General features: G+C 54.7%; 20 protein-coding genes and 1 pseudogene. 8 read left to right on the top strand and 13 right to left on the bottom strand.

Features of this window, described 5'->3' with window-relative positions:
- The 6 genes and pseudogenes from C7476_RS28460 to C7476_RS27005 all read left to right on the top strand — a co-directional run.
- Nucleotides 1–1389 (top strand): annotated as a pseudogene (locus C7476_RS28460) (hypothetical protein); the annotation flags it as partial.
- A 504-nt stretch (nucleotides 1390–1893) separates the two neighbouring features.
- Nucleotides 1894–2712 carry a transporter substrate-binding domain-containing protein gene (locus tag C7476_RS27025; protein WP_114433009.1) on the top strand — a complete coding sequence of 273 codons (819 nt, stop codon included), beginning with the start codon at nucleotides 1894–1896 and terminating at the stop codon, nucleotides 2710–2712.
- A 53-nt stretch (nucleotides 2713–2765) separates the two neighbouring features.
- Nucleotides 2766–3413, top strand: a complete 648-nt coding sequence (locus C7476_RS27020; protein ID WP_114433008.1) for an amino acid ABC transporter permease — start codon at nucleotides 2766–2768, stop codon at nucleotides 3411–3413.
- Nucleotides 3413–4075 (top strand): amino acid ABC transporter permease, encoded by a 663-nt coding sequence (locus C7476_RS27015; protein WP_114433007.1) that lies wholly within the window; start codon nucleotides 3413–3415, stop codon nucleotides 4073–4075. Before C7476_RS27020 ends, C7476_RS27015 begins: the two co-directional genes overlap by 1 nt.
- A 1-nt stretch (nucleotide 4076) precedes the next feature.
- On the top strand, nucleotides 4077–4850 hold the full coding sequence (locus C7476_RS27010) for an amino acid ABC transporter ATP-binding protein (RefSeq protein WP_114433006.1): 774 nt from the start codon (nucleotides 4077–4079) through the stop codon (nucleotides 4848–4850).
- A gap of 57 nt (nucleotides 4851–4907) precedes the next feature.
- Nucleotides 4908–5102, top strand: a complete 195-nt coding sequence (locus C7476_RS27005; RefSeq protein ID WP_181872637.1) for a hypothetical protein — start codon at nucleotides 4908–4910, stop codon at nucleotides 5100–5102.
- A 1126-nt stretch (nucleotides 5103–6228) separates the two neighbouring features.
- Here C7476_RS27005 and C7476_RS27000 read toward each other — a convergent pair.
- A complete protein-coding gene (locus tag C7476_RS27000) occupies nucleotides 6229–6978 on the bottom strand; it encodes a sulfotransferase family 2 domain-containing protein (protein WP_114433005.1) in 750 nt (249 codons plus the stop codon).
- A gap of 746 nt (nucleotides 6979–7724) precedes the next feature.
- Here C7476_RS27000 and C7476_RS26995 point away from each other — a divergent pair.
- Complete coding sequence (locus C7476_RS26995) at nucleotides 7725–8024, top strand: hypothetical protein (protein WP_114433012.1); 300 nt, start codon at nucleotides 7725–7727, stop codon at nucleotides 8022–8024.
- A gap of 543 nt (nucleotides 8025–8567) precedes the next feature.
- On the opposite strand, the gene C7476_RS29575 is transcribed toward C7476_RS26995, so the two are convergent.
- From C7476_RS29575 to C7476_RS26970, 4 genes are all read right to left on the bottom strand, one after another.
- Entirely contained in the window at nucleotides 8568–8885 is a 318-nt protein-coding gene (locus tag C7476_RS29575; RefSeq protein WP_114433004.1) for a DUF982 domain-containing protein, read from the bottom strand.
- 526 nt (nucleotides 8886–9411) lie between these two features.
- Nucleotides 9412–9648: a hypothetical protein gene (locus C7476_RS26985; protein WP_147274753.1), complete on the bottom strand. Its 237-nt coding sequence runs from the start codon at nucleotides 9646–9648 to the stop codon at nucleotides 9412–9414.
- Nucleotides 9649–10498: 850 nt separating this feature from the next.
- Nucleotides 10499–11557 carry a non-homologous end-joining DNA ligase gene (gene ligD, locus C7476_RS26980; protein WP_114433002.1) on the bottom strand — a complete coding sequence of 353 codons (1059 nt, stop codon included), beginning with the start codon at nucleotides 11555–11557 and terminating at the stop codon, nucleotides 10499–10501.
- Between the two features lie 637 nt (nucleotides 11558–12194).
- Nucleotides 12195–12671, bottom strand: coding sequence for an Hsp20 family protein (locus C7476_RS26970; protein ID WP_114433000.1), 477 nt, complete (start codon nucleotides 12669–12671; stop codon nucleotides 12195–12197).
- A gap of 394 nt (nucleotides 12672–13065) precedes the next feature.
- Between C7476_RS26970 and C7476_RS26965 the strand changes: the two genes are divergently transcribed.
- Nucleotides 13066–13362: a hypothetical protein gene (locus tag C7476_RS26965; RefSeq protein ID WP_114432999.1), complete on the top strand. Its 297-nt coding sequence runs from the start codon at nucleotides 13066–13068 to the stop codon at nucleotides 13360–13362.
- A 593-nt stretch (nucleotides 13363–13955) separates the two neighbouring features.
- Here C7476_RS26965 and C7476_RS26960 read toward each other — a convergent pair.
- The 8 genes from C7476_RS26960 to C7476_RS26930 form a co-directional block, all read right to left on the bottom strand.
- Nucleotides 13956–14156, bottom strand: coding sequence for a hypothetical protein (locus C7476_RS26960; RefSeq protein ID WP_114432998.1), 201 nt, complete (start codon nucleotides 14154–14156; stop codon nucleotides 13956–13958).
- Between the two features lie 815 nt (nucleotides 14157–14971).
- Entirely contained in the window at nucleotides 14972–15148 is a 177-nt protein-coding gene (locus C7476_RS28455) for a hypothetical protein (protein WP_181872635.1), read from the bottom strand.
- A 453-nt stretch (nucleotides 15149–15601) separates the two neighbouring features.
- Complete coding sequence (locus C7476_RS26955; protein WP_114432997.1) at nucleotides 15602–15844, bottom strand: hypothetical protein; 243 nt, start codon at nucleotides 15842–15844, stop codon at nucleotides 15602–15604.
- A 24-nt stretch (nucleotides 15845–15868) separates the two neighbouring features.
- On the bottom strand, nucleotides 15869–16543 hold the full coding sequence (locus C7476_RS26950; protein ID WP_114432996.1) for an SOS response-associated peptidase: 675 nt from the start codon (nucleotides 16541–16543) through the stop codon (nucleotides 15869–15871).
- 115 nt (nucleotides 16544–16658) lie between these two features.
- Entirely contained in the window at nucleotides 16659–16928 is a 270-nt protein-coding gene (locus tag C7476_RS26945; protein WP_147274752.1) for a hypothetical protein, read from the bottom strand.
- A gap of 370 nt (nucleotides 16929–17298) precedes the next feature.
- The gene (locus C7476_RS26940; protein ID WP_114433011.1) at nucleotides 17299–18609 is read right to left on the bottom strand and encodes an epoxide hydrolase family protein; all 1311 of its coding nucleotides are present in this window, start codon (nucleotides 18607–18609) and stop codon (nucleotides 17299–17301) included.
- Nucleotides 18610–18669: 60 nt separating this feature from the next.
- Entirely contained in the window at nucleotides 18670–19380 is a 711-nt protein-coding gene (locus C7476_RS26935) for an SDR family oxidoreductase (protein WP_114432994.1), read from the bottom strand.
- A 104-nt stretch (nucleotides 19381–19484) separates the two neighbouring features.
- A complete protein-coding gene (locus C7476_RS26930; RefSeq protein WP_114432993.1) occupies nucleotides 19485–20675 on the bottom strand; it encodes an epoxide hydrolase family protein in 1191 nt (396 codons plus the stop codon).
- Nucleotides 20676–21090 lie beyond the last annotated feature (415 nt).

Here is a 21090-nt window from a genome sequence, read left to right as displayed (position 1 = left end):
ATTCACGCCGCCAACGCTGTCATCCTCGACGGCGGAGTATGGCTACTGACCGACTTCAACGAAAAACCAGTGGCAACCAGCGTCAAGGAGCCGCCTGCCGAAATTCAGGATGACATCGTCAGGATGCGAAAAAATCTGGAGCAAATACGGACACCCAAATTGAAAGACGCCGATATTGCTCTTTGGATAAACGGGACAGTGGCGCATCTGGTTCAAGACAGATTCAACCAACTTCCTGCTGCAAACAGGACCGCAACCGTCAAGTCGGTGCAATTCAACGGCCGGCTTGCCGATCAAAAATGGAGCGCAGATGTTCTGGGTGAGGGCGGGGTTTTCGCCGAGCCTGCTGACCCAGGGGCGGTAGCGGCAACAATAGTGCTGAATACGGTCGGCATATCCTGGACCAAAGGGAGACGCTTGAAAATTTCACTCAACGCGCAGGTCGACGCCAAGGCATCCGTGGATCTGCATGTCGACCCCTTGATAGGACGAGGCGTCGGTACGACGGTCGACCTGCTCGGAAATGCGAGCATAGCGTCCGGGTTCGATGCGCGCTTCGAAATAGGCGAGGTGGGTGGCAACACAGTCGTGATGCTAAAGCCTGACATCGGTTGCCGCAACATCAAGCTGGCGCTCAAGACAGACAGAAAAGCGCAGTTCGAGGAAGCTTGGGTATCAGTTCCGTCAGTCGGCGCCAACGTTACTGTTCCGGTTGGCCTGCAGACCGCCCCGGATGTGGTGCTGTTGAGTGATTTGCCTTTTCAGAGACAGGGCCGTGGCCCGGATGGCAAACCGCTCAAGGTCAAAGGCGGGGAAGACCACTTGCTGTTCACACCGGCGTGGACCGCGGTCCAGTACGCCCTTGTCCCAAAACGGGTCGAAGCTGATGATGGCGGACTCTGGATAGCAGCCAATCTGACCATCAAATTGCTTGGCTCCGAACCGGCAGACTACGATCGCGCTGCTGCAGAAAAGAAACTGGTTGCCGCGATAATCGGAGGACAGGGCAGGACCAACTGCCCGGGCGAACCCGGCTTCACGCTGACGATCGGCGAACTTGAGTTTGGCGGCAACAAACAGCTTGTGCAATTCTTCCAGGAGCGAGGACTGCCTTTGCCGCAGATCCTAGGTGGATTGCCCGGCATTCCTGGCACAGGCACGAAGATACCATCCCCAATATCGCCCATTCCCGGCCTTACGGTTCCGATACCATCCCCGATACCATCCACTACCGATCCCACAATTCCCAATATACCGTCCCCGATTGCTCCTGTTCCCGGTCCCGCGGTGCCGAAAATACCGTCCGCTTTGCCGCCAACTCCCGACCCCACAGTTCCGAATATACCGTCCCCGCTACCGCAAACTCCCGGTCCAACGAGCAATCCGTAGAAATGCTGCACGATCTCTTTTGACCAAGACCTCCCCAGCGGTTGGTGCAGGGCGAAACAGACTTGGAAGTCGCCTTGGTCGGGTCCATCTGCGCGTTATTGGAAATTGCGACCCTTTAGGCGCAAGCCGGCTTCACGCTGTCGCATGTTCCGGGCTCGTCCTTCAAAAAGTTGTATACCGTTGCATCGCAACCGCACTTATCAACGATGCGGATATGGCGTCAATTTTCTTGCCTTCCCGCTTGGCTGAAACGTATGAGTAGACTGCGAAGTTCGGTCGCTTTGCCGAATCGCGGAAACAAGAACTTCTCGTAGCGTTCAGGCATGGCAGTCTTGCGCGGCGAAGCAGAATACGGGCAATGCGTCACGCTGACGCCAGCTCGAAGATGGAAGCTACCGATTGCGCAAAACACGTACATCGGTCCGGTACTTTCTGATCTAGAATACGGCGACGCAGTGCGTGTTGGTCGTATCCACCCCGTTGGTTCAAAAAGGAGCAATTGCAATGAGCATTCACATGACCGTCAAAGGCACGCTTCTCGGCCTGGCCGCACTTTGTCTTGCCGGCGCCGCCGAGGCCGACCAGCTTGCGGACATCAAGGCTGCCGGCAAGATCGTCACTGCCACCGACATGCACTACGCGCCATTCGACATGTTGATTAACGGCACCTATGAGGGCATGACCAAGGACTTGTTCGATGAGGTTGCCAAGGAAATCGGGGCCGAGCCAGTGTATCAGGATATCCCCTGGACTGCCGAGCTGCCGGGACTTGAGGTCAAGAAGTTCGACATCGTGATCGCCCCGGTGACGATTACACCGGAGCGGCTGGAGCGCTACGGCTTCACCTTGCCCATTGCCGATGCGACCGTCTCGCTGCTCAAGGCCGCAAACAACAGCGAACTTACCAAACCTGAAGACATCAAGGGCAAGACCGTCGGCGTCCAGCAGGGCACCGCGCAATTCAAGCAGCTTGAGGCCTATGGCCAGAAGCTGGGCGGTGTGACGATCAAGGAGTACGGCACCACGGACGAAGCTTATGCCGATCTGGCTGCCGGCCGCCTGGATGCGGTCGCTGGGTCACTTCCAAACCTCACCTATCTCGTCAAGAGCCGCCCGGAGAGCTTTGCTCTCTTCACGCCAGCCCAGTTCGGTGAACCGAAATATTTCGCATGGGTGGTGCGCAAGAATGCAGAGAGCGAAAGCTTTAACAAGGCCATCAACGATGCGATGATCAAGATGACCGACGACGGCCGCGTCAAGGCTATCCAGGAAAAGTGGCTGGGCAGCTATACCGAATTGCCCCGCGAAGTTCCGGCTAAATGAAGCGCTTGCGGGCGGAGGTGGCTCCGCCCGCACGCTTGCCATAGTGAGGGTGGATGTTTTCCTTAGCGGTATTCTTTCAAAGCTTCGGGCCGTTGTTCTGGGCAGCGCGATACACACTGCTGATCTCGGTTCTGGGCATCGGGCTGGGTATTGTGATCGGCACACTGATTTGTGCCGCTCGCCTGTCGCCGTACCCGCCACTGCGCCGCTTTGCGGCCATTTGGGTCAGTTTCTTGCGCGGTGTGCCACTGCTGGTGCAATTGCTGGTGTTCTACTATGCCTTGCCGATCATCGGCCTGGACGTGCCAGCAATGGCCGCCGCCGTAGTGACCGTGGGCATCTGCGCCAGCGCTTATATCTCCGAAATCTGGCGCGGCGCGATCGCGGCGTTACCGAACGGACAAGCGGAGGCCGCGGTCGCCATCGGCATGACGCCCGTCGACGTCTGGACCCGGGTCATCCTTCCACAAGCCGTGACGCTGTCGCTGCCGGCGTTGATCAATGAACTCATCTTGCTTGTGAAGGCGTCTTCGTTGGTTTCGGTCGTCGGCATTCTCGAAATTACGCGCGCCAGCCAAGCGCAGGCCGCCACCACCTTCCGTCCGCTTGAAGTCTATATAGCGGCGGCCTGCATCTATCTGCTGATCAATCTGTGTTTGGCGGCGCTGGGACGTTATCTCGAACACAGGACGGACGTCTGATGGAATGGAGCGTTCTGCAGCAATACGGCCCCTCGCTGCTGAAGGGCTTTGGCAATACCATCCTGTGCTGGGCGCTTGGCACTCTCTTCGGCATGGCGCTTGGCCTCGTCATCGCGCTCATTCAACGCTATGCGCCACGCTGGCTGACATGGATCGTCCAGGCCTATATCGAAGTCATCCGCGGCACACCCTTCCTCGTCCAGTTGTTCGTGCTCTATTATGGCGGCCCACTCGTCGGTCTGCGCCTTGACGCGCTGCCAGCAGGCCTTTTGGGTCTGACGATCTATGGCAGTCCCTACTTCGCGGAGATATTTCGTTCGGGCTTTCGTGCTGTATCCGATGGCCAGATCGAGGCGGCTCGTGCAATCGGCATGTCCGAATCGCATATTGTGCGACGAATCCTACTGCCACTGGGCCTGGTCTCTGCTCTGCCAGCGCTGGTAAACTTCTCGATCATCCTCACCAAGGAAACGGTCATCCTGTCGATCATTACCGTTCCTGAACTGCTGTATCAGGTGCAGCGCATGTCTGCAGAAACCTTTCGCTACGTGGAGGCAAACCTGGTGCTGGCCTTGTTCTTCTGGGGGCTGGTCGAGACGATCTCGCGTGTCGGACTAAGATTGGAAGCGCGCATCACGAAACATCTGATCGAAAGGACGTAAGATGCTTGCTGCGTCATCAGTCGAAATGCGCAAGGTCAACAAATACTACGGCAAGTTTCAAGCGTTGAAAGACATCGACCTATCGATTCCACCGGGCAAGGTCACCTGTCTCATTGGCCCTTCGGGTTCGGGAAAATCGACCCTCCTTCGCTGCATAAATTTCCTTGAGGCCTATGATTCCGGTGAAGTGCGCATTGACGGTCAGCTTATCGGCTATGATGCGCCGGACAAGAAGATGTCGGGCCGCAGGCTCCGCGAGATGCGCCGATCGATCGGCATGGTGTTCCAGCAGTTCAACCTCTGGCCGCACATGACCGCCAAGGAGAATGTGGCTGAGGGGTTGATCCGCGTGCGCCGAATGTCGAAAGCCGATGCGGATCGGCGTGCCAGCGAGGCGCTGGCCAAGGTTGGGCTGGCAGACAAGATCGCAAGCCACCCATCGCGGCTTTCCGGCGGTCAGCAACAGCGCGTTGCAATTGCCCGCGCAATCGCCATGGAACCCAGGCTGATGCTTTTCGATGAGCCGACATCCGCGCTTGACCCGGAACTTGTGGGCGAGGTGCTGAGCGTCATGAGGACGTTGGCTGGCGAGGGGATGACGATGGTGGTTGTGACGCATGAAATGGGTTTCGCTGCCCATGTTGCCGATCAGGTGGGCTTCATGGAAAAAGGCGAACTGGTCAGCGTGGACAGCCCCGATCGCATCCTGCATCGTCCCGAGGACGCGCGTATTCAGTCGTTCCTGCGTACCTATCGCGAGCGCAACAGCTTTTAGGGAATTCTGTTTCAGGGACGTGCTGACGCTAACTCGCGCTGATAGGACCATCTGCCAATGGCCCGATGTCGAAGATCAGAGTTCAATCTGCTCGGCGATCGCACCTGGGGCGGGATCGGCGCTGGCGGGTCGTATAGCTGGGCCGATGACAAATACGCGCTCTATGGCGAGGTATCGCTGAATACCAGCCTCAGCAACTTTGCCGACAGTTACAGAGTTAATGGAACGACCGGCTTCAAGGTGAAGTTCTGATCATAGTACCAATAAAAAGCGTCTAACGTCCCGACCTGCAGGAACATAATACGAAAGCGGGCCGGGCGCCGACACAGTGGGCACTATGGTCAGCACTCAAAGCGTGCGCCTGTATGGTAACAAAAGGAAGCTCGAACCTCCGGAACGCAAATCACCGGAGGTTCGAGCCTCGGTTAAGCCTGTCATTTGAAAAAAGCAATGCCCTCTTTATCAGGCCTCAGGCGCGGGGGCGCACCTGCGCCCTCTAGCGTACTCTCAAGATGGGGTGACACTATGGACCAAGGGCCCTCAATTCCCGGACTAAGGTCCGACCTCAAACCCGCCCTCCAATGCCGCATTACGGATTAGTAACGATCATAATAGACGGGACGCCTCGAACCGCGCTTGCACTTGACCTCTTCCTGTACCAGCTCGGTTGACTGATCGTTCCGGTATTAAGTCTTTTGAATTAGGGTGAGGCCCGACACCCTCCTTGGGCTCGGATGACAGGCGCCGGAGCCTCTGCCGTCCCTTGCGAGACGACTTGGCTACAACATAGATTCCAGCAATTGTGTTCCAAGAACCGGGAGCCTGAAATAAAGCCCAATCTACCGGAAACGCAAACCGATAGATCAGGCTAAATTTGCTGACGCGTGAGAAAGAAGTAGTGTGCTCTTGTCAGCGGTTCATTGCCAATCAGCGGCTGTGGCATGGAACCGCCTCACGAATGTGTCTCTTCGATTGCGGAATGCCACGGCCTTACTCCTATCAACTGTTGAAGATCGGAGTGAGGTCCTCCCGCCTAGGTTCCGGACAGGAAGCTAGGGAAGCACCTGATTCGGGTAAATACATATCGATCTAATTTCGCTCACCATCGCGTGAACACGGGCTTCGGGTCGACTATGCGTCGTTGTTGGGATTGCCTGCACGGCACTCGGTATCAGCCTTGCCAGTTCGATTGAGTGGATATCCAGGCTGTTTCCCAGATAGCAATCGCCCTGCCGATCAAGGCTGCCAGAAAAAAGCGCTTGCCTATAACGGCGAAGAAAATCATGGCGATATGAATTTTGTGCGCTAAGTTCCTCGGACAAGCGGCTAGTGGACCCCGTTTAGGTGGGGTTGCATTTAAGAGACGCGTTGAGCTTCTTCAATCGTCAAATCTATAGCCGAAGTAATCAATTTCGCGTTCGCAATGCCGACGCACCACATTGCGTGTTTCTGCATCGTAGAATTCGCGGAAATCGTATTTCTGAGCAACCTTGGCCGCACCGAGCTTCGGTTGAGATATATTGAGTTGATCACACAATGAGTTGAAATCGGTCGCAAGAGTCTCGTGGCGTCCTATAAAGTCGACCGCTACGCGATCATTAATGGTGTAAATCGGCCAAGAATCCATCAGATGATGCCAAGCCGCGAACGAACCTCTCCGCTCCGTCATGTTCCGCACAAAGACAGAAAAGGGATCGCGGGTCTCAGCGGACTTCCTTGTCAGGTAAATGTACATTGAAACGATCTTTTTATAAGGATTGCGAATGAAGGTGAATTTATAGTGGCTCTTCCAGGCTTCCTCATCGAACGATCGAACTTGTTCCGCGCTCGGATGATCTACGATCGGTCCAAACTGCGCTTGATATCGCTTGTTTTGCAGGCCAATTGCACGCTTTGACCATTTTGCGTTGATTGCCAGCGCCGCCGGAATGCTTGCCATACGTTGACTCTGTACCGCATCTAAACGCGCCCTGAGATTGGGGAACGCGCCTATGTCGGCACGCTCCCTTTCCGATCCGAGAAGAATGTCGAATGGTCCCAAATGCGGGACAAGAGCCATGTTGATGGAACTTCCCGCCGTCTTCGGACAATGAAGAAAGGTGAATTTGTGTCGGTATGAAATAATCACGGCACCCCTTCGCTATTCCAGGCGGCGTTGATTTTCACTCCGTACTATTGATGAGAACCCCTGTGCCGCACACGCGGCATAACTGAACACTGTGCTAACCCGCCCCAAGTTAGCGATTTTGCGAATATATACTAATTGGAGAGCCGAATCGACCTTGCGTAGCTCTATCAGTGTGGAAAATAGGAAATTTGTTTCATAATCGCCAGGAGCCAACTGGCTGAAAATCAGTTTAATCTGCCAGGCGACTCAACTACCGTCCGATCAAATCTCTCTTCAAGAATCGGTCGGTAATGAACGAACCGCGGAAAAGGTACAGGCCCAAGCGGGACAAGCGCGATACTGCTACCAGGGTAGCCGGTTATGTTTCCAGCTTGAAATCAAACAATCCAAACCTAACGCCTCGGGACATCGCAAACCTGTTGGAAATTTCTCCATTTCACCCACCAGAAGGCTTGCGTTGGTCGGCAATTGCCGTAACGAGATTATTGACCGATACGGGAATGAGCTAGATCCGCTCAAACCCAATACCACTCTCAGACTAAAAGCAGGCGGCTCGTTCCCAGGTATCGAGGCGACTAGCACCAGCCCGGCTCGTCTTCACTATGGAATTCAAATTTACGTCGTATTCGGTCACCGGTAGGCTTATGCTAAAAGATTGCTGGTCAGCAGGACCGGAGCCGTTGGTTCGGATTGATGCTCTCCAGAATGCGCGTTCATTGAACGCCCACGCAGAGTTGGAATCCGTTATGGATGTTGTCGTAAGAACTTATTCAGGTAAGGGCTCGAAAGAGCTATTTTCATTGCTGGAGGAGCACAAGGCCGCCATTGAAGAGGCTTTGCGCTCAACAAAAGGCTTTGTGAGCTACACTCTGGCTCGTAGTAATGAAAGTGATGGCGGGCTGTCTATGACCGTGTGCCAAGACATGGCAGGAATCGACGAAAGTATCAAAACTGCCAAGGAGTGGATTGCAAAAAATGCATCACACATTAGCGTGGATGCGCCGAAGGTATCTCTCGGAAAGATAATCATCCACGCCACAAAGTAGTTTTCAATGATTTTGGCCGCTTGAAAAACTAGTCGGGCCGGCCCGTCAGCTTCAGCGGGCTTTTTTGCGTTTCTAGGACTTGCCTGCCAGCGTTAGTATTTGCCATTTCCATCTTGTCGGCCCGAACTGGACATACTCAGCCCATCCGTGCCGCTCGCATCACAGTTCAGTCTGACCGTGTGGTGTGTAATGCCGATCCAACAGAGGATCGCCGTTGAGGCCCAAAATCCAGAAATGCTGCAATTTCGTCATCATGACCGTGTGCTTTCCGAACGGCCAAAAAAGTGGCTCGGCGGGTGCCGATATCCTAGAGGGATAAATCCCGCCGAGCCCCTGTTGCCGCTTCTAGTCGAACAACATCGGTGAGTGTAGACGGACTTTTAACTCAGTAAAAGAGACTCGGCGCAGAAAAGTACGCGGTCACGTACCTCCGACGCCGAGCCCGTGCCACCCGGGGTATGCGGCACAAAAACTTTCGTACATTGGTTTAGACGACTCCTTCTGTGGAGGCCCACAATGGTGTGTCTGCCTGGCTGATGATCGCTAGGACCGACGCCATGCCTTAGCCTTGCGCCACCGTGTCGGCTTGCATCTGACGGGCTCATTCTCTGGTGGGGCTATGTATATGTTGGCTTCCCGCGCAGCTTCTATAAACGCCACGCGCGCAACTGCTACTGAACATTCGCCAGCGAGGCACGCCAACAGGATTTTTATGGCTGTGGTTAGCTTAGGTCCGCTGTGTTCAAGTGGCCATTGCTCCAATACGAGCGTCGTAGCGTCATCAGCCGAGTTGATGCTTGTCATTTTGCCAGGCTGGCTGCTCAAGACCGTGACGGGCGCGAATGCTCTGTAGTCTTCCATGCGGGAAGAGAAGCATAGCGGCGCTGAGGATTCCACCCCATCGATTTGCTTATGGTTTCCGTGAAACGGGGCATCGGCGCCGCACTATGAAAAATATGCAAACGGCCACGACTCCCGCAATGGCGGTTAAGGGATACACAAGCAAATCGGATGAAAGCCCGATGTCCCGACCTGCCGGATACACAATACGAAAGCAGGCCGGGTGCCGACCCAGTGGCACTATGGTCAGCACTCAAATCGTGCGCCTGTTTGGTTAACAAAAGGTGGTGATAGGTTCCTTTCGGGCAGCTGATCGTTGGAGCCATATGTTTTACCCTCTCGTTACCGATGCCGTGTCCCTTAACATATGTAGGGTCCAAATGGCGCGCCTGACTTCTGCTTCACTCCAGCCAACATCCACCGCATCGTTGATCAACTTCTTGATCTCGGATGTTCGCATGTCGGCGGCGCTTGATGGCTCTCTCGCATTCGGCCCAGCGATCACGTTTACGCGAAGGTGGTGATGGAGCCTTTATAGCTGCGGCCATTAGGCACTGTCTTCGTCTGGATCGTATCTGTCTTCCATCAAATCCAGGAGTGCGCGCTTCACCTCCGGCTCCGTCCAACCAGCCTCAATGGCATCGTCGATCAATTCGGCAAACGATAAAGTCGATGGCTTTTCACCTGTTGCAATCTCAGTGAAGCGTTCTTCCAATGCACGCTCACATTCAAGCCATCGATTGGGGTCTATATTCGGTAATACCGGTCCCTTAATCTGTGCCATCCGTCTCTCCTCGCCAAGGCCACGCAGGTGAACTTCCTGCTCGAGCGGATGTTCCCAGAAAATCGGCATCGTTTAAGTTATTTCATCACCCGATCCGTCCAACTCGAAAACCTCGGCAGGGTCAGCTACCTCACGCATCCCCTTGAATGATGCGTGGCGCAGTTTACCGTCATGGGTCCAAGCGCAATAGTTGATCTCGACCAGAGTCGGCTGCACAAAGATGTATTTCTTTCCCTTGATGCCGCGTCATCTTAAGCTGCAACTAGACCATGCGCGTCGAGAAGCCCACAGCACGCCAGCTTGGCGGAAAATCCCGTTCCAACATGGCCAACGGCCGTATTAAATAAGGTGAGGCCGACGTCGTCACGACCATAACGACGCCAGACCTCGGCCGAAGAGTTCGGCGCTCTCCGACAGATTACCAACTACGATAGTAAAAGGTTTGTTCCGGCAGTTCCGTCCAAAAAGGTGGGGTCCGGAGCTTCCCCGGAGAGGTATGTCGGCACCGGACCCCTGCCGAAGAGCGCCACGCTCCCCGACGCGATATGAACCGTTCACGATGTCGGAAGTGCCATTAAGATGAGGAGAGGCCCACCCGGTTTGGCAGGCACTGGCAGTAGGTCGATGACGCGCATCAAGGAGTGGCAAGTGCCGGATACACAACACGCAACCAGGCCGGGCGTCGACATAGTGGCACTATGGTCAGCACCCAAAACGTGCGTCTGCATAGACAACAAAAGGTGAGGCTCGCCGCGGGGTTTCCCGAAAGGGTGGGCGAAATTACGACGAGCCTCTGTTGCCAGGTGCGTGTGATGTCTGCCGGACAACGCTGGTTCAACTCTCATCAAAGTCATTGGTTCCGGTCAATCGTGTAGATTTCAGCGTTATCAGCAACTTCCCTTAAGCCCTTAAAGGATGTGTGACGCAGTTTTCGATCATGCGTCCATCCGCCGAAGACGACTTCGGCTACGAGAATTGGTTCTGTAAACACCAGCGTCTTGCCCTTGACCGGTGCGACTGGCTTGTCGATGCGCATAGTATCGAGCTTCTGTTTCAGGTCGCGAGCCAGTTTGGACGAAAAGCCTGTACCGACATTGCCGACATAAACCAGTCCATCGTCGTTATGCGCTGCAAGTAGCAGACTTGCGATTGACCCGCGTACCTTGACGGACGGTTCATATCCAATGACCGCGAAGCTTTCGCTGTTGCTGCATTTGATTTTGAGCCAGTCGCCGGACCTCCCGGAGTGATAGGTGCTGTTTTTATCCTTCGCGATGATCCCTTCAAGGCCGTGCATACACGCGTTCCGCAGAAGAAGCGCGCCATCTGTATTGAATTCCATCGAAAGCCGGATTGCACCTGTGGCATGCGCAAGCAGGGTCGCGAGCATCTGCCGCCGCGACGACAGCTCGATGCCGGTGAGGTCGTGACCGTCGAAGTAGAGCAAATCGAATGCGTAAAGGACTGCGTTCTTTGCCGCGCGTGTCGCCCGCCGGCCGCCAAGATCCTGTTGCAGCAGTCCGAAGTTGGGCAGGCCCTTTTCGTCAAGCACAACCGCCTCACCATCCAGGATCATGGTTGCAGGGCCAAGGTCCTTTGCAGCGGCTACAATGGTCGGGAAATACGATGTCCAGTCGTGGCCACCACGGGTGATAATCCGGACTCCGCGAGGTTCAACGTGGATCGCGAGACGATAGCCATCCCATTTGACTTCGTAGGCCCAATTGTCACCGCTCGGCGGCTTCTTCACCAGTAGGGCGAGGGCAGGCTCAATACGCGCGGGCATGGGATCAAACGCGAGCTGCGGCTGGCGCTTGCCGCGCGGTTTTATCGGTTGGCTTTTAAGAGGTGCATCGAAGTCGGTGAGAAGTCCGATTGTCTGAAGTTTGCGTGTCGAGCTTTCTGCCATCTATCCATTCAGCCAGAATTGCAGTCACCGGTAACTCAGCAGTTATTAAAATGGTTCCAAGAGCCAAATTTATCTGTGGAGCCTTCACCATAAATAGCCGGTATAGCTCGCTGCCAAGAAGAGGATCAAAACTGACAAAATGCCACCAATACAGAATGACAGGACATTTGGACGGCCATCTGGATCATCATCGAACTCCATTCGCATTGGATCATTCCCTGCGGATAATTTGGCCTTCATGCATTTCGAAGACGCCGCTGCCGCCGCCTTGGGAATGGAAATCTATTTCCAGCTCCCTCCATCTGCCAAGCACCCTGTCACATGAACTGCACTGAATCAGCGTGTGGTCCTGCACGTCATCCGGGATCCGTAGATAGATCGTTCCGCATTTCGGACATTCAAGTTTACGATCGAGACGTTTATTCAGCTGATGCCCCTCCGACTTCGGCCCAGTGAATTTTACGCCTAATTTTGCTCGCTACAATCGTGTGTCTACTGGCGGACAATGCGCGATGGTCGTCATGTCTCTGCTCACCAACAAAGCGTGCTGGGCCGCCAGTTGTTGGATGTTTTTCCTAGCACTCCGTCTCCCGCCCCGGGTATGACCGAGGCGAGAGGCGGGCAGTGGCTCTGATGTTCACGCCGCGCGGCTGTCTTTAGCCTGCCTGGAGCTTTGGCCGACTATAGTGTTGCCGGTACCGCCAATCGCAATCTGACGCGGCTTCATCTCCTCAGGAATTTCTTTCTTGAGTTCGATCATTAGCAAGCCATTGTCGAGTCGCGCATCAACAACGGTTACGTGATCGGCAAGTTCGAACCGGTGAACAAACGGCCGCAGTGCCAATCCGTGATGAAGATACTGCAACTCCTCGTCGTCGGTCTTGTCGCCCTTGACCACAAGCATGTTCGGCTCATGGGTGATGGACAGATCATCTTGCGCAAAACCGGCTACAGCGATGGCGATGCGGTATTTGTCTTCGCCCACTTTGACGATGTCATAGGGTGGCCATCTATCCGAGCCCTGCGGCTGAGCGGAGTTTTCAAGCAGGTTGAAAATGCGGTCGAAACCGACGCTCGACCGGTAGAATGGGGAAAAATCGACGTTGCTTCTCATAGCTAAGTCCTCCTTTGAGCAACATAGAAATGAGGCGCGCCAAGAAGCTTGGCGCTCCCTGACAGTCGGCCCAACCAATGCGACCGACGACAAAAATCTGGTTATTGAGCTGCGCGCTGTCAAGGTTTTGCGGGGATCCAAGCAAAAAAATATGCAGAGTGGGGGAGGGCTATATAAATTGAGTTTCGAGATGCAGTATGGCTGGCAATCTGCCATCCACCAAAAGGCGTAGCTCGCAGCTCGGGCACGACCCAAAGCTCGTCTTTCTGCACGCTCGGGTTTATTGACTACGATTGTCCACTGTCGGAAAATTCATCCGTCATGAAGCATAGGTTGGCGTTGGCACTTGAGAGATGGTATGTGCTCTCGCCAGTTTTGAGTGGAGGAGCGCTTAATGCAGTCTTCATTTCAGGACAGCTACTATTCTCAAGAAGAGTGGCACATCTTCACGCGTGCCTATCACCGTGCGTGTCTACTGCTTGACCGCGATCCGCAATTTCATCCGCTTGGCGAACGTGTCATGTGCTCGATCATGATCTTCTATGAACGCGGTGAGCGTGACTTTGGCCGGCTTGCCACAAAGGCGGTCAAGCGCGAGCGACAACTGCCGGAAGAAGACAATTGGTCGGACGCAAACTACCTGAAGCTCGTGTTGGGCGTCAGGCCCAGCCGGCGCCAGCATCTGCACTGACGTAGAACAGCGAAATTCAGTCAATCGCCTTTGCTGGCCCCCCGCTTCCCCTAGGGATCAAGCAGGGGCCTGGTTATCCGAACTAAAGTGCCAAAGCGGAAAAGCCGGTCGCCGCCGGTACCCGGTTGCAAGATAAGCACCCGAACCTCCGGAACGCAAATCACCGGAGGTTCGAGCGTCGGTGGGGCCTACTGTGAAAAAGAAGCGTTACCCTCTTTCGCAGGCCCTCGCCAGGCCCGGGGGGGGTGCCAGGTGCTCAACAGTACTCTCAAGGTGGGGGTGACGCTACGGACCAACGGCCCATGAAGGCTCGGACTAAAGTCCAACTTGGAAATTCGAAGTGAGGTCTGACGCCAGATTATGTAAACCACGGTTTCAGTGAACGGTTGTACCCGAGTTCTCCAGATGCAGACCCATCCAATCGCGACAGCACACGAAGCCGTAGAGGTAAAGCGTCCACATGTTTGACAGTTCGAACTCGATTTAATCCCCGGTCGGCAAAGATGCGACCGGATCACCTGAGATAGGGCATATATCGATAGTCATGAAGCTTCCTCCGGGCGCGCCAAGTCACCACTATGGACTGCGTGTTTTTAATGGTCGCAACAAAGTAACCCTCTTAGCCTCCATACATTGTTGATTTTCTGATGAATTTCCTCAATTTTCCGATGAGGAAAATCCGTACCGAGTGCTTTGGCAAGGGCCATAGCATCAGTTCTCTTCGGACGGGACTGATAAGCGATATCGGCCTGCGCGGAAATCTCCGTCATGAGCCGCCTGTCATCTTCAGTCATGGTACGCTCCGGACTTCCTCATGGTGGCAGGCGGTGTCATCGCATCCGGTGCCGCACCATAAACAACAGCCAAATCCCTACGATGACGGCGATTAGCGCTAAAGCGTACAAGTTCAACTAGTTGAAGCATGTCAGCTGAAATAGTCGTCATAGAATTTGCAATCTAATGGAGTGTAATGATTAGTCGAAACCCGTTTAGAACCTAGCAGGTAAAAGTATCCCATCAAACTCTAACGGTGTGGCAAGCGCCTTTTTGTTTGTTGTGTTTTTGAGGGCTACCCACCCGTCGTGCGTCCATTTCCGGACAGACGGAACGATCCCTTCGCTGAGGTGTTTGTGATTAAAGAGCCACGGTAGGGCGGGACGGGATGACCAAAAAGGGACAAATCCAAGCACCCGCCGAGGTGTTCGAGTGCGGTCTTCGCCACAAGGACTTTGCGGAACATATGCAAACCGGGCATAGCGTCCCCGACAATGACGGAGATTTCAGGAGCTTCTCGACCGGCTGGATAAGGTCGAGAGAGCAAAAGACATAGTCTCACTATCTATCACAGCGGTGAGCTTTCCGGCTGCCTTCCTGCGGCCCTTTGCGCCCGTTGCTGGGCGATATGCTCCCGTTTGGAATCGCGCCAAGCCTTGGAATAGGCGTTGGACCGCTCTTTATTCTCTCGGCGCCACTTTCGAGATTTCTCGGCTGCTTTTGCCTTCTGCTCGGGACTCTGCGGATGGGCCGCTCGCCATTTACGCTGCCTTGCAGCCGCTCTGGCATTACTGTCGGCCCTGGTAGTATCATCGTTTTTTGTCACGCGAGCTCTCTACAGTTCCGCATCGCCTTTGTGCTCGCCGCAATACCATTCCAGCCGGTAGCGCTTGTCAAATCCGAACGATCCCCACGACTTGCAGCTTTCGTGCATGCAGTAGTGCTCAAACAGTCCAGCCGGAGCTTTCTCCATGTGGGAAGGGTAGGCGGGCTTCTCGGGTGTTGCAGACATTTGTTAGAATCCGGGCGCGCGCAGCGAGAAAAGCGCAGTCGTCGAAGGTCTTCGGCAGGCTGCCAAGCACATAAAAGACTACGTCGCTTACGGACCCTATGCGGCCCCGGCCAACGACGGGCAGTTCAATGACCTTCTCAAGCGCCTGGACAGTGCCGAGGACGAGCAACGGCGGGAGAGCCCGATCCGGCGCTAGTCGATCAGCAGTGAGGAAATTCCCCTAGTTCCGCGCAAGGTGCGCCAGCCCAAGCCACGGGCCACGGTCTTCCTTAGATGACGCCACCAGCCTCTCGGCGCTTTTGCCCGTAGGCTTCTGTGGTTCGGCCGGTTTGTTCTTGGTCCCCGCATCTTTCTTGCCCTCGTGGTTGGAGAGCGATTTTAGCAAAACTTCGAAGGCGGAAAAATCGGGGAAAGTCCTGAGATGAGTGGGAAAAGCCGGGCAATTCGACGCCGTTAGAAATCGCGCCTCTTCCTGAGCCTCTTCAATTCCGTTTCCACGGATAGCCGCACGTTTGGATGCATCGCCAGGTTGGTATTCTCGGCGACTTCGATCATCGCCGCGAGAACCTCGCCCTTGGTCCATCCAGCAACCTGAGCGTCGCCAAGCAGTTCGAGCATTCGATCTTCTATCGCCAGTTGGCAATCGCGAAAGCGATCCGGATGCTTCTCCGGATGTGGTGGTTTGGGAATCGTCATGAGCTCTCCCTTTGAATCGCTTAATCAAAGCAGCAGCGGTTGTTCTTGCTCTGCCTCAGGTTGTGGCAGAACAATCAGTTCATTATCGGGCAGGGGCCTTTGCAACTGCAGCGCTTCTTCCGCCGGCGCATTCACCCAAATGTCGATTTCTTCCGATGTACGCAAAATGACTGGCATCGCCTGTTCGTGGATCGGTTTGACGACGGCATTCGGGAATGTCGTCAAAAAGGCGTAGATGTCGGCTTGAACAGGGCCTTCCTTCTTCTTCCGGATGCCGTACCAGGACGTCCAGATACCCGCGAACCAAAACAGCGGCTTCTCCTGGTTGAGGGCAAACCAGTACAGTGGCTTCTTCTTGGTGACGGGATCTGGCAACTTGCCGTATTCCGAAAAGCTCGTCGCGGGAACAACACAACGGTTTGCCGGCCCAAGCCAGCCACGCCAGTGAGGTGATTTCACATTGCGGATGTTTGTGACACCGTAATCGACTTCACCTTTTAGGAACTGCGGAGGCGTCGGCATGCCCCAACGGGCAATTGCCAACTCCCGGTCGCCATTGGCGCCCTTGCGGCCAATCGGAGCGGGATAGTCGGGAAAGACATCCATCTGCGGCGTCAACCGGTTGGTCAGGTCGTTGATGGGCAGAAACAACTGCCGCATCGCTTCGTGGGTCGTGGTGACGTTATAAAGGTTGCACATGACCTAAGGATATTCGATCTCTCGTTGTTCACAAGTTAGCATCTGCGGCATCTTCGGTCTTGACGATGTAGGACTATGTTCTCATTTTGTTCTCATGACGAGAACGATAAAAACTTTAGGACAGGCAGCACGCCATGGCATGCTGGTTCGATCCCGCTGCCGCAAATGCAACAAGGCGGCGAGCTTCACGTCGGACAGTCTTGCCGATATGTTGGGTCATGGCCACGAAATCAGAAGCCTGAAATTCAGGTGCAAGGACTGCAACACGACTGATTGCGAAGTGCTGCCGTACGAAGACATTTTTGAACGGAAAGCCAAGCCGCAACCCGTTCAGGTGCAGATTGATACCAGCGAAAACGGCACAATCGGTGCGATGATCGATCACGGATATTCGCTTTGGGTATTTTGCCACCGGCGTGGATGTAAACACTCGCGAAAGATGGATTTGAAGGTCTTGGCGCGGAAGCTCGGAAGAAACCATAGCGCTATGCATAAGGATCTTGCGCCTAGGCTGAAATGCTCTGCGTGTGGATCAAAGCAGCTTGGACTCAGCGCGACCCCCTATTGATGACGGTGTGGCAGCGCGCCTTGCAAGTCATTGATATCCTAGGCCGGACTTTCTGCCATATGATCTCCTAGGGGGCGCTCGCGAGTTAGCTTCGTGCCTTCTGATATAAACTGGCCGATTTTTCGCGCGCCGAAGGTACGCTGCGCCGGGACTGACGGCACTTCGTCATCACCGCCGATCACTCGGTTCAGCGCAGCTTCCTGAACGCTGCGCGTAACTCAGCGCTGAAGAGCTCTGGCTCCTCCCACGCGGCGAAATGGCCACCTTTCTCAACCTCGTTGAAGTAAATGAGATTGTGGTAGCTTTTTTGGGTCCAGCTTCGTGGCGCTTGGTAAATCTCGCCGGGGAATATGGTCACGGCGACCGGTACCTTCGGGATTTCTCTGACAGTAAAGGGGCCTCCCCCTAATTGAGCGGCATCCCAGTAGGATCGCGAGGAAGATGTTCCGGTATTGGTGAGCCAGTAGAGCGTAATGTCGTCAAGCATCTCGTCGGAAGTAAATGCCTTTTCCGGCTGTCCTCCTGTATATGTCCAAGTGGCAAACTTTTCATAGAAGAACGCCGCCATTGCTACAGGTGAATCGGCCAAAGCATAGCCAAGGGTCTGCGGACGTGTGTTCATCATCTCCGCATAGCCGAAGCCATGGTTGTAGAAAACGTCTAGCGACGCATATGCGGATTTCTCAGCGTCGGAGAAGTCAGCGGGGACCGGCTGACGGGTGCGTACCAACTGCACTACGTTTGGGGGTACGGTTCCGGGCATGTTGGTGTGAATGCCCAATAGACCGGAGGGAGCTTGGATCGCCATCACCTCGGATATTATGGCTCCCCAGTCGCCACCCTGTGCCACATACGATGTATAGCCCAACCGCTTCATCAGTTCATGCCAAGCGCGTGCGACGTGCGGAGGCTGCCAAACACCATTGTTTGGTTTGCCTGAAAATCCATAGCCTGGATAAGTTGGTAAGACGAGGTGAAAAGCGTCCTCCGCCTGACCACCATGTTCCGTCGGGTTGGTGAGGGGCTCCACGATTTTCAGGAGCTCAAAGATCGACCCTGGCCATCCGTGCGTCATAATCAGCGGCATCGCATTGTCATGAGGCGAGCGGATGTGGGCGAATTGAATGTCGAGACCCTCAATCTCGGTGATAAATTGTGGCAGGGCATTCAGTTTCGCTTCCGCCTTCCGCCAGTCGTAATCCGTACCCCAGTATTGCACAAGCGGTTGCAATTTGGCGAGCTGGACGCCTTGACTCTGGTCTGGAACGGTTTCCTGATCTGGCCAACGGGTGGCAGCTAAACGCCGCCGGAGGTCATCCAGTTGTGGTTGCGGCACGTTGACCTTGAAAGGGCGTATCGTGTCGGCGGCAGTCTGGGCTACTAGCGTTTCTGGTACCAAACTAATAGCGCCTGCGACGGCGGCCGTAGCAAGAAGCGTGCGCCGGTTGATTGAGTTTGTAGACACGGTGATCTCCTTCAATGAAAGCAATGTTTGCATTCGCGGATCCGCTAATAAGTGGATGGTCCGATCCAATGACGTGAGCGTCCAGGCCCATCGTCAAATTTCCGGCGGATCAAGATAAAGAGGCTGCTCGCTGGAAAGGCTCTGCTTAACTTCTCTTGTGAACTCATCAATCAGCAGTTCCTCTGCATTGGCTTCGACACCATCGAACGCGGCTGCTGCCACCGCTTGCGGCAGATTTTTTTTCATTTCGAAGCCATGAGTCATATCAGTGTCCATGAAGCTGACATGCAAACCAAGCACAGCAGTTTTCTGCACGCGCAGTTCGATGCGCAGCGCATTTGTAAAACTCCATGCGGCAGACTTGGACGCTGAGTAGGCGGCTAGCAGAGGGCGTGAAAACCATACGGCGTCGGACAACACATTAATGATTGCTCCTCCACCGTTTCTCGCAAGAACCGGGGCAAATGCTTGGCTGACGGATATCAGTCCGTAGAAGTTCGTCTCAAAAATATCTCGCGTGGCATCGAGCATCGAGGGATCCAAGGTGCTGCTTGTCAGACGCGCAATACCTGCATTGTTCACCAAAATAGTGGTATCGCTGCACTGCGTAGCGGCTGCCTCGGCTGTAGCCCGATCTGTAACATCCAGCTTCACCTGAGTTATTCCGTGGACTTCGGTGTCCGTAGGGTTGCGCACGCCAGCATACACTTTCTTTGCTCCGCGTCTGAGGGCCTCCCGAGCGAACGCCAATCCAAGGCCGCGATTTGCTCCCGTGATGAAAATGACGGAATCTAAAATTTTCATGTTTGCTCTCCGCGTTTAAAACGCTGTGGCTTTATCGAATTGAGCTGCGGCTGGTTTTAATGTGGCGGGAAAGCGCAAGTTGGCACCCTCCCGTCAACCAGATTTCAACGCAGCGAACGGAACGCCGTCCAGAGGTCTTTTGATAGCAGCATCGGCTGTTCCCAAGCGGCGAAGTGTCCGCCCTTTTCGACCTTGTTGTAGTGGATCAGATTAGGGTACGCCTTTTCTGCCCAGCTGCGCGGTGTTTGGTAGAGTTCGTTCGGAAATGCGGTCACAGCGACCGGAACCTTCACGCCCTTGGGAGTGAAGAACGGAAGCTTGTTTTCCCAATAGAGACGTGCAGCGGAAACGCCCGTGTTGGTAAGCCAGAACAGGGTGCAGTTGTCGAGAACGTCATCAGGTGTCATGCCCTCAGTCTGCCCATCGAACGAACGTGCGATCATCGCCAGGCTCTCGGCGTCGTGGTCAATCAAGAAGGTAGCCAAACCAATAGGTGAGTCGGCAAAGGCGACCCCCGTTTGCGGCCGCGTTGCCATCCAGAATGCGTAATAGACCTTCTTATAGAAGGAGACGAGCTGGTCGTATGTGCTTTTTTCCTCATCAGTGAGACCAGCTGGCGCCGGTGCTCCGCCAAAAGCTGCCCCATTGATATCTTCAGGAACTGCTCCGGGCATGTTGGTATGGATGCCAGCCAATTCCGGTGGAGCGCGAACACCAATCATTTCAGTGACGACTGCGCCCCAATCACCGCCCTGTGCCACAAACTTCTTGTAACCGAGCCGCTGCATCAACGTGATCCACCCCTCGGCGATACGCTCAGGTCCCCAGCCCGTACTGGTAGGCTTGCCGGAGAAGCCGTAGCCTGGCATCGAAGGTATCACCACATGGAACGCATCCTCGGCGCGCCCGCCGTGTGACGTTGGATCCGTCAGCGGCCCGATGATCTTCAACTGCTCGACGATGGAGCCTGGCCATCCGTGCGTTACAATGATTGGCAGAGCATCTTTATGCTTCGAGCGAACATGGATGAAATGAATATCCAGCCCGTCAATCTCCGTGAGATAGTTTGGCACGGCATTCAGCCGAGCTTCGACCTTACGCCAGTCATACTTGTCACGCCAATGTTCCAGAACTTGCCGAACAGTCTTGAGCGGCACGCCTTGCGAAAAGTCGTCAACGGGTTCCTCTTCGGGTAGACGAGCTTGGGTCAAGCGTCGTTTTAAGTCCGCCAGTGCCTCATCCGAAAAATTCACCTCAAACGGTCGAAGAGCTTCAACTACAGCTTGGTCTGCCATGGGTATGCTCCTGTTTGGTCAGGCCAAGACACAGAGACATGTTCCTCACAATACGACCCCCGTAGCATCTCCCGTGCTCAGTGGACTTGGCCGTGAAGGATGAGCGCCGAGATGCTGTTAGACGGTCTGAGCGGCGTAGCAGCATGATGGTCTTCCAATGGACAAAACACAAGTTTGTTACGGTAACATCTGTGTCGAATAGCCAGAAATAGAACAGGCCATACGATTCGGCGTCGGCGGTTTCACTCAATCCAGCGCGCCGCTCTCCATCTAAATCCAACTTCCCGGTTCCGGCCACCGGATTGCTTTGACAAGCTTTGCGACGCGGGGTCGGCATACGGTGGTTCTTTTCAGAATGATGGCAACAACAAGGAATTACCACACTTATCATAGGCGACATGGTGCAGTTTCTTGG

Origin of the sequence: Phyllobacterium bourgognense (assembly GCF_003337575.1) — a bacterium.
Classification (GTDB): domain Bacteria; phylum Pseudomonadota; class Alphaproteobacteria; order Rhizobiales; family Rhizobiaceae; genus Phyllobacterium; species Phyllobacterium bourgognense.
The sequence above is the reverse complement of the archived record's forward strand: the minus strand, read 5'-3'. Positions and strand labels throughout refer to the sequence as shown.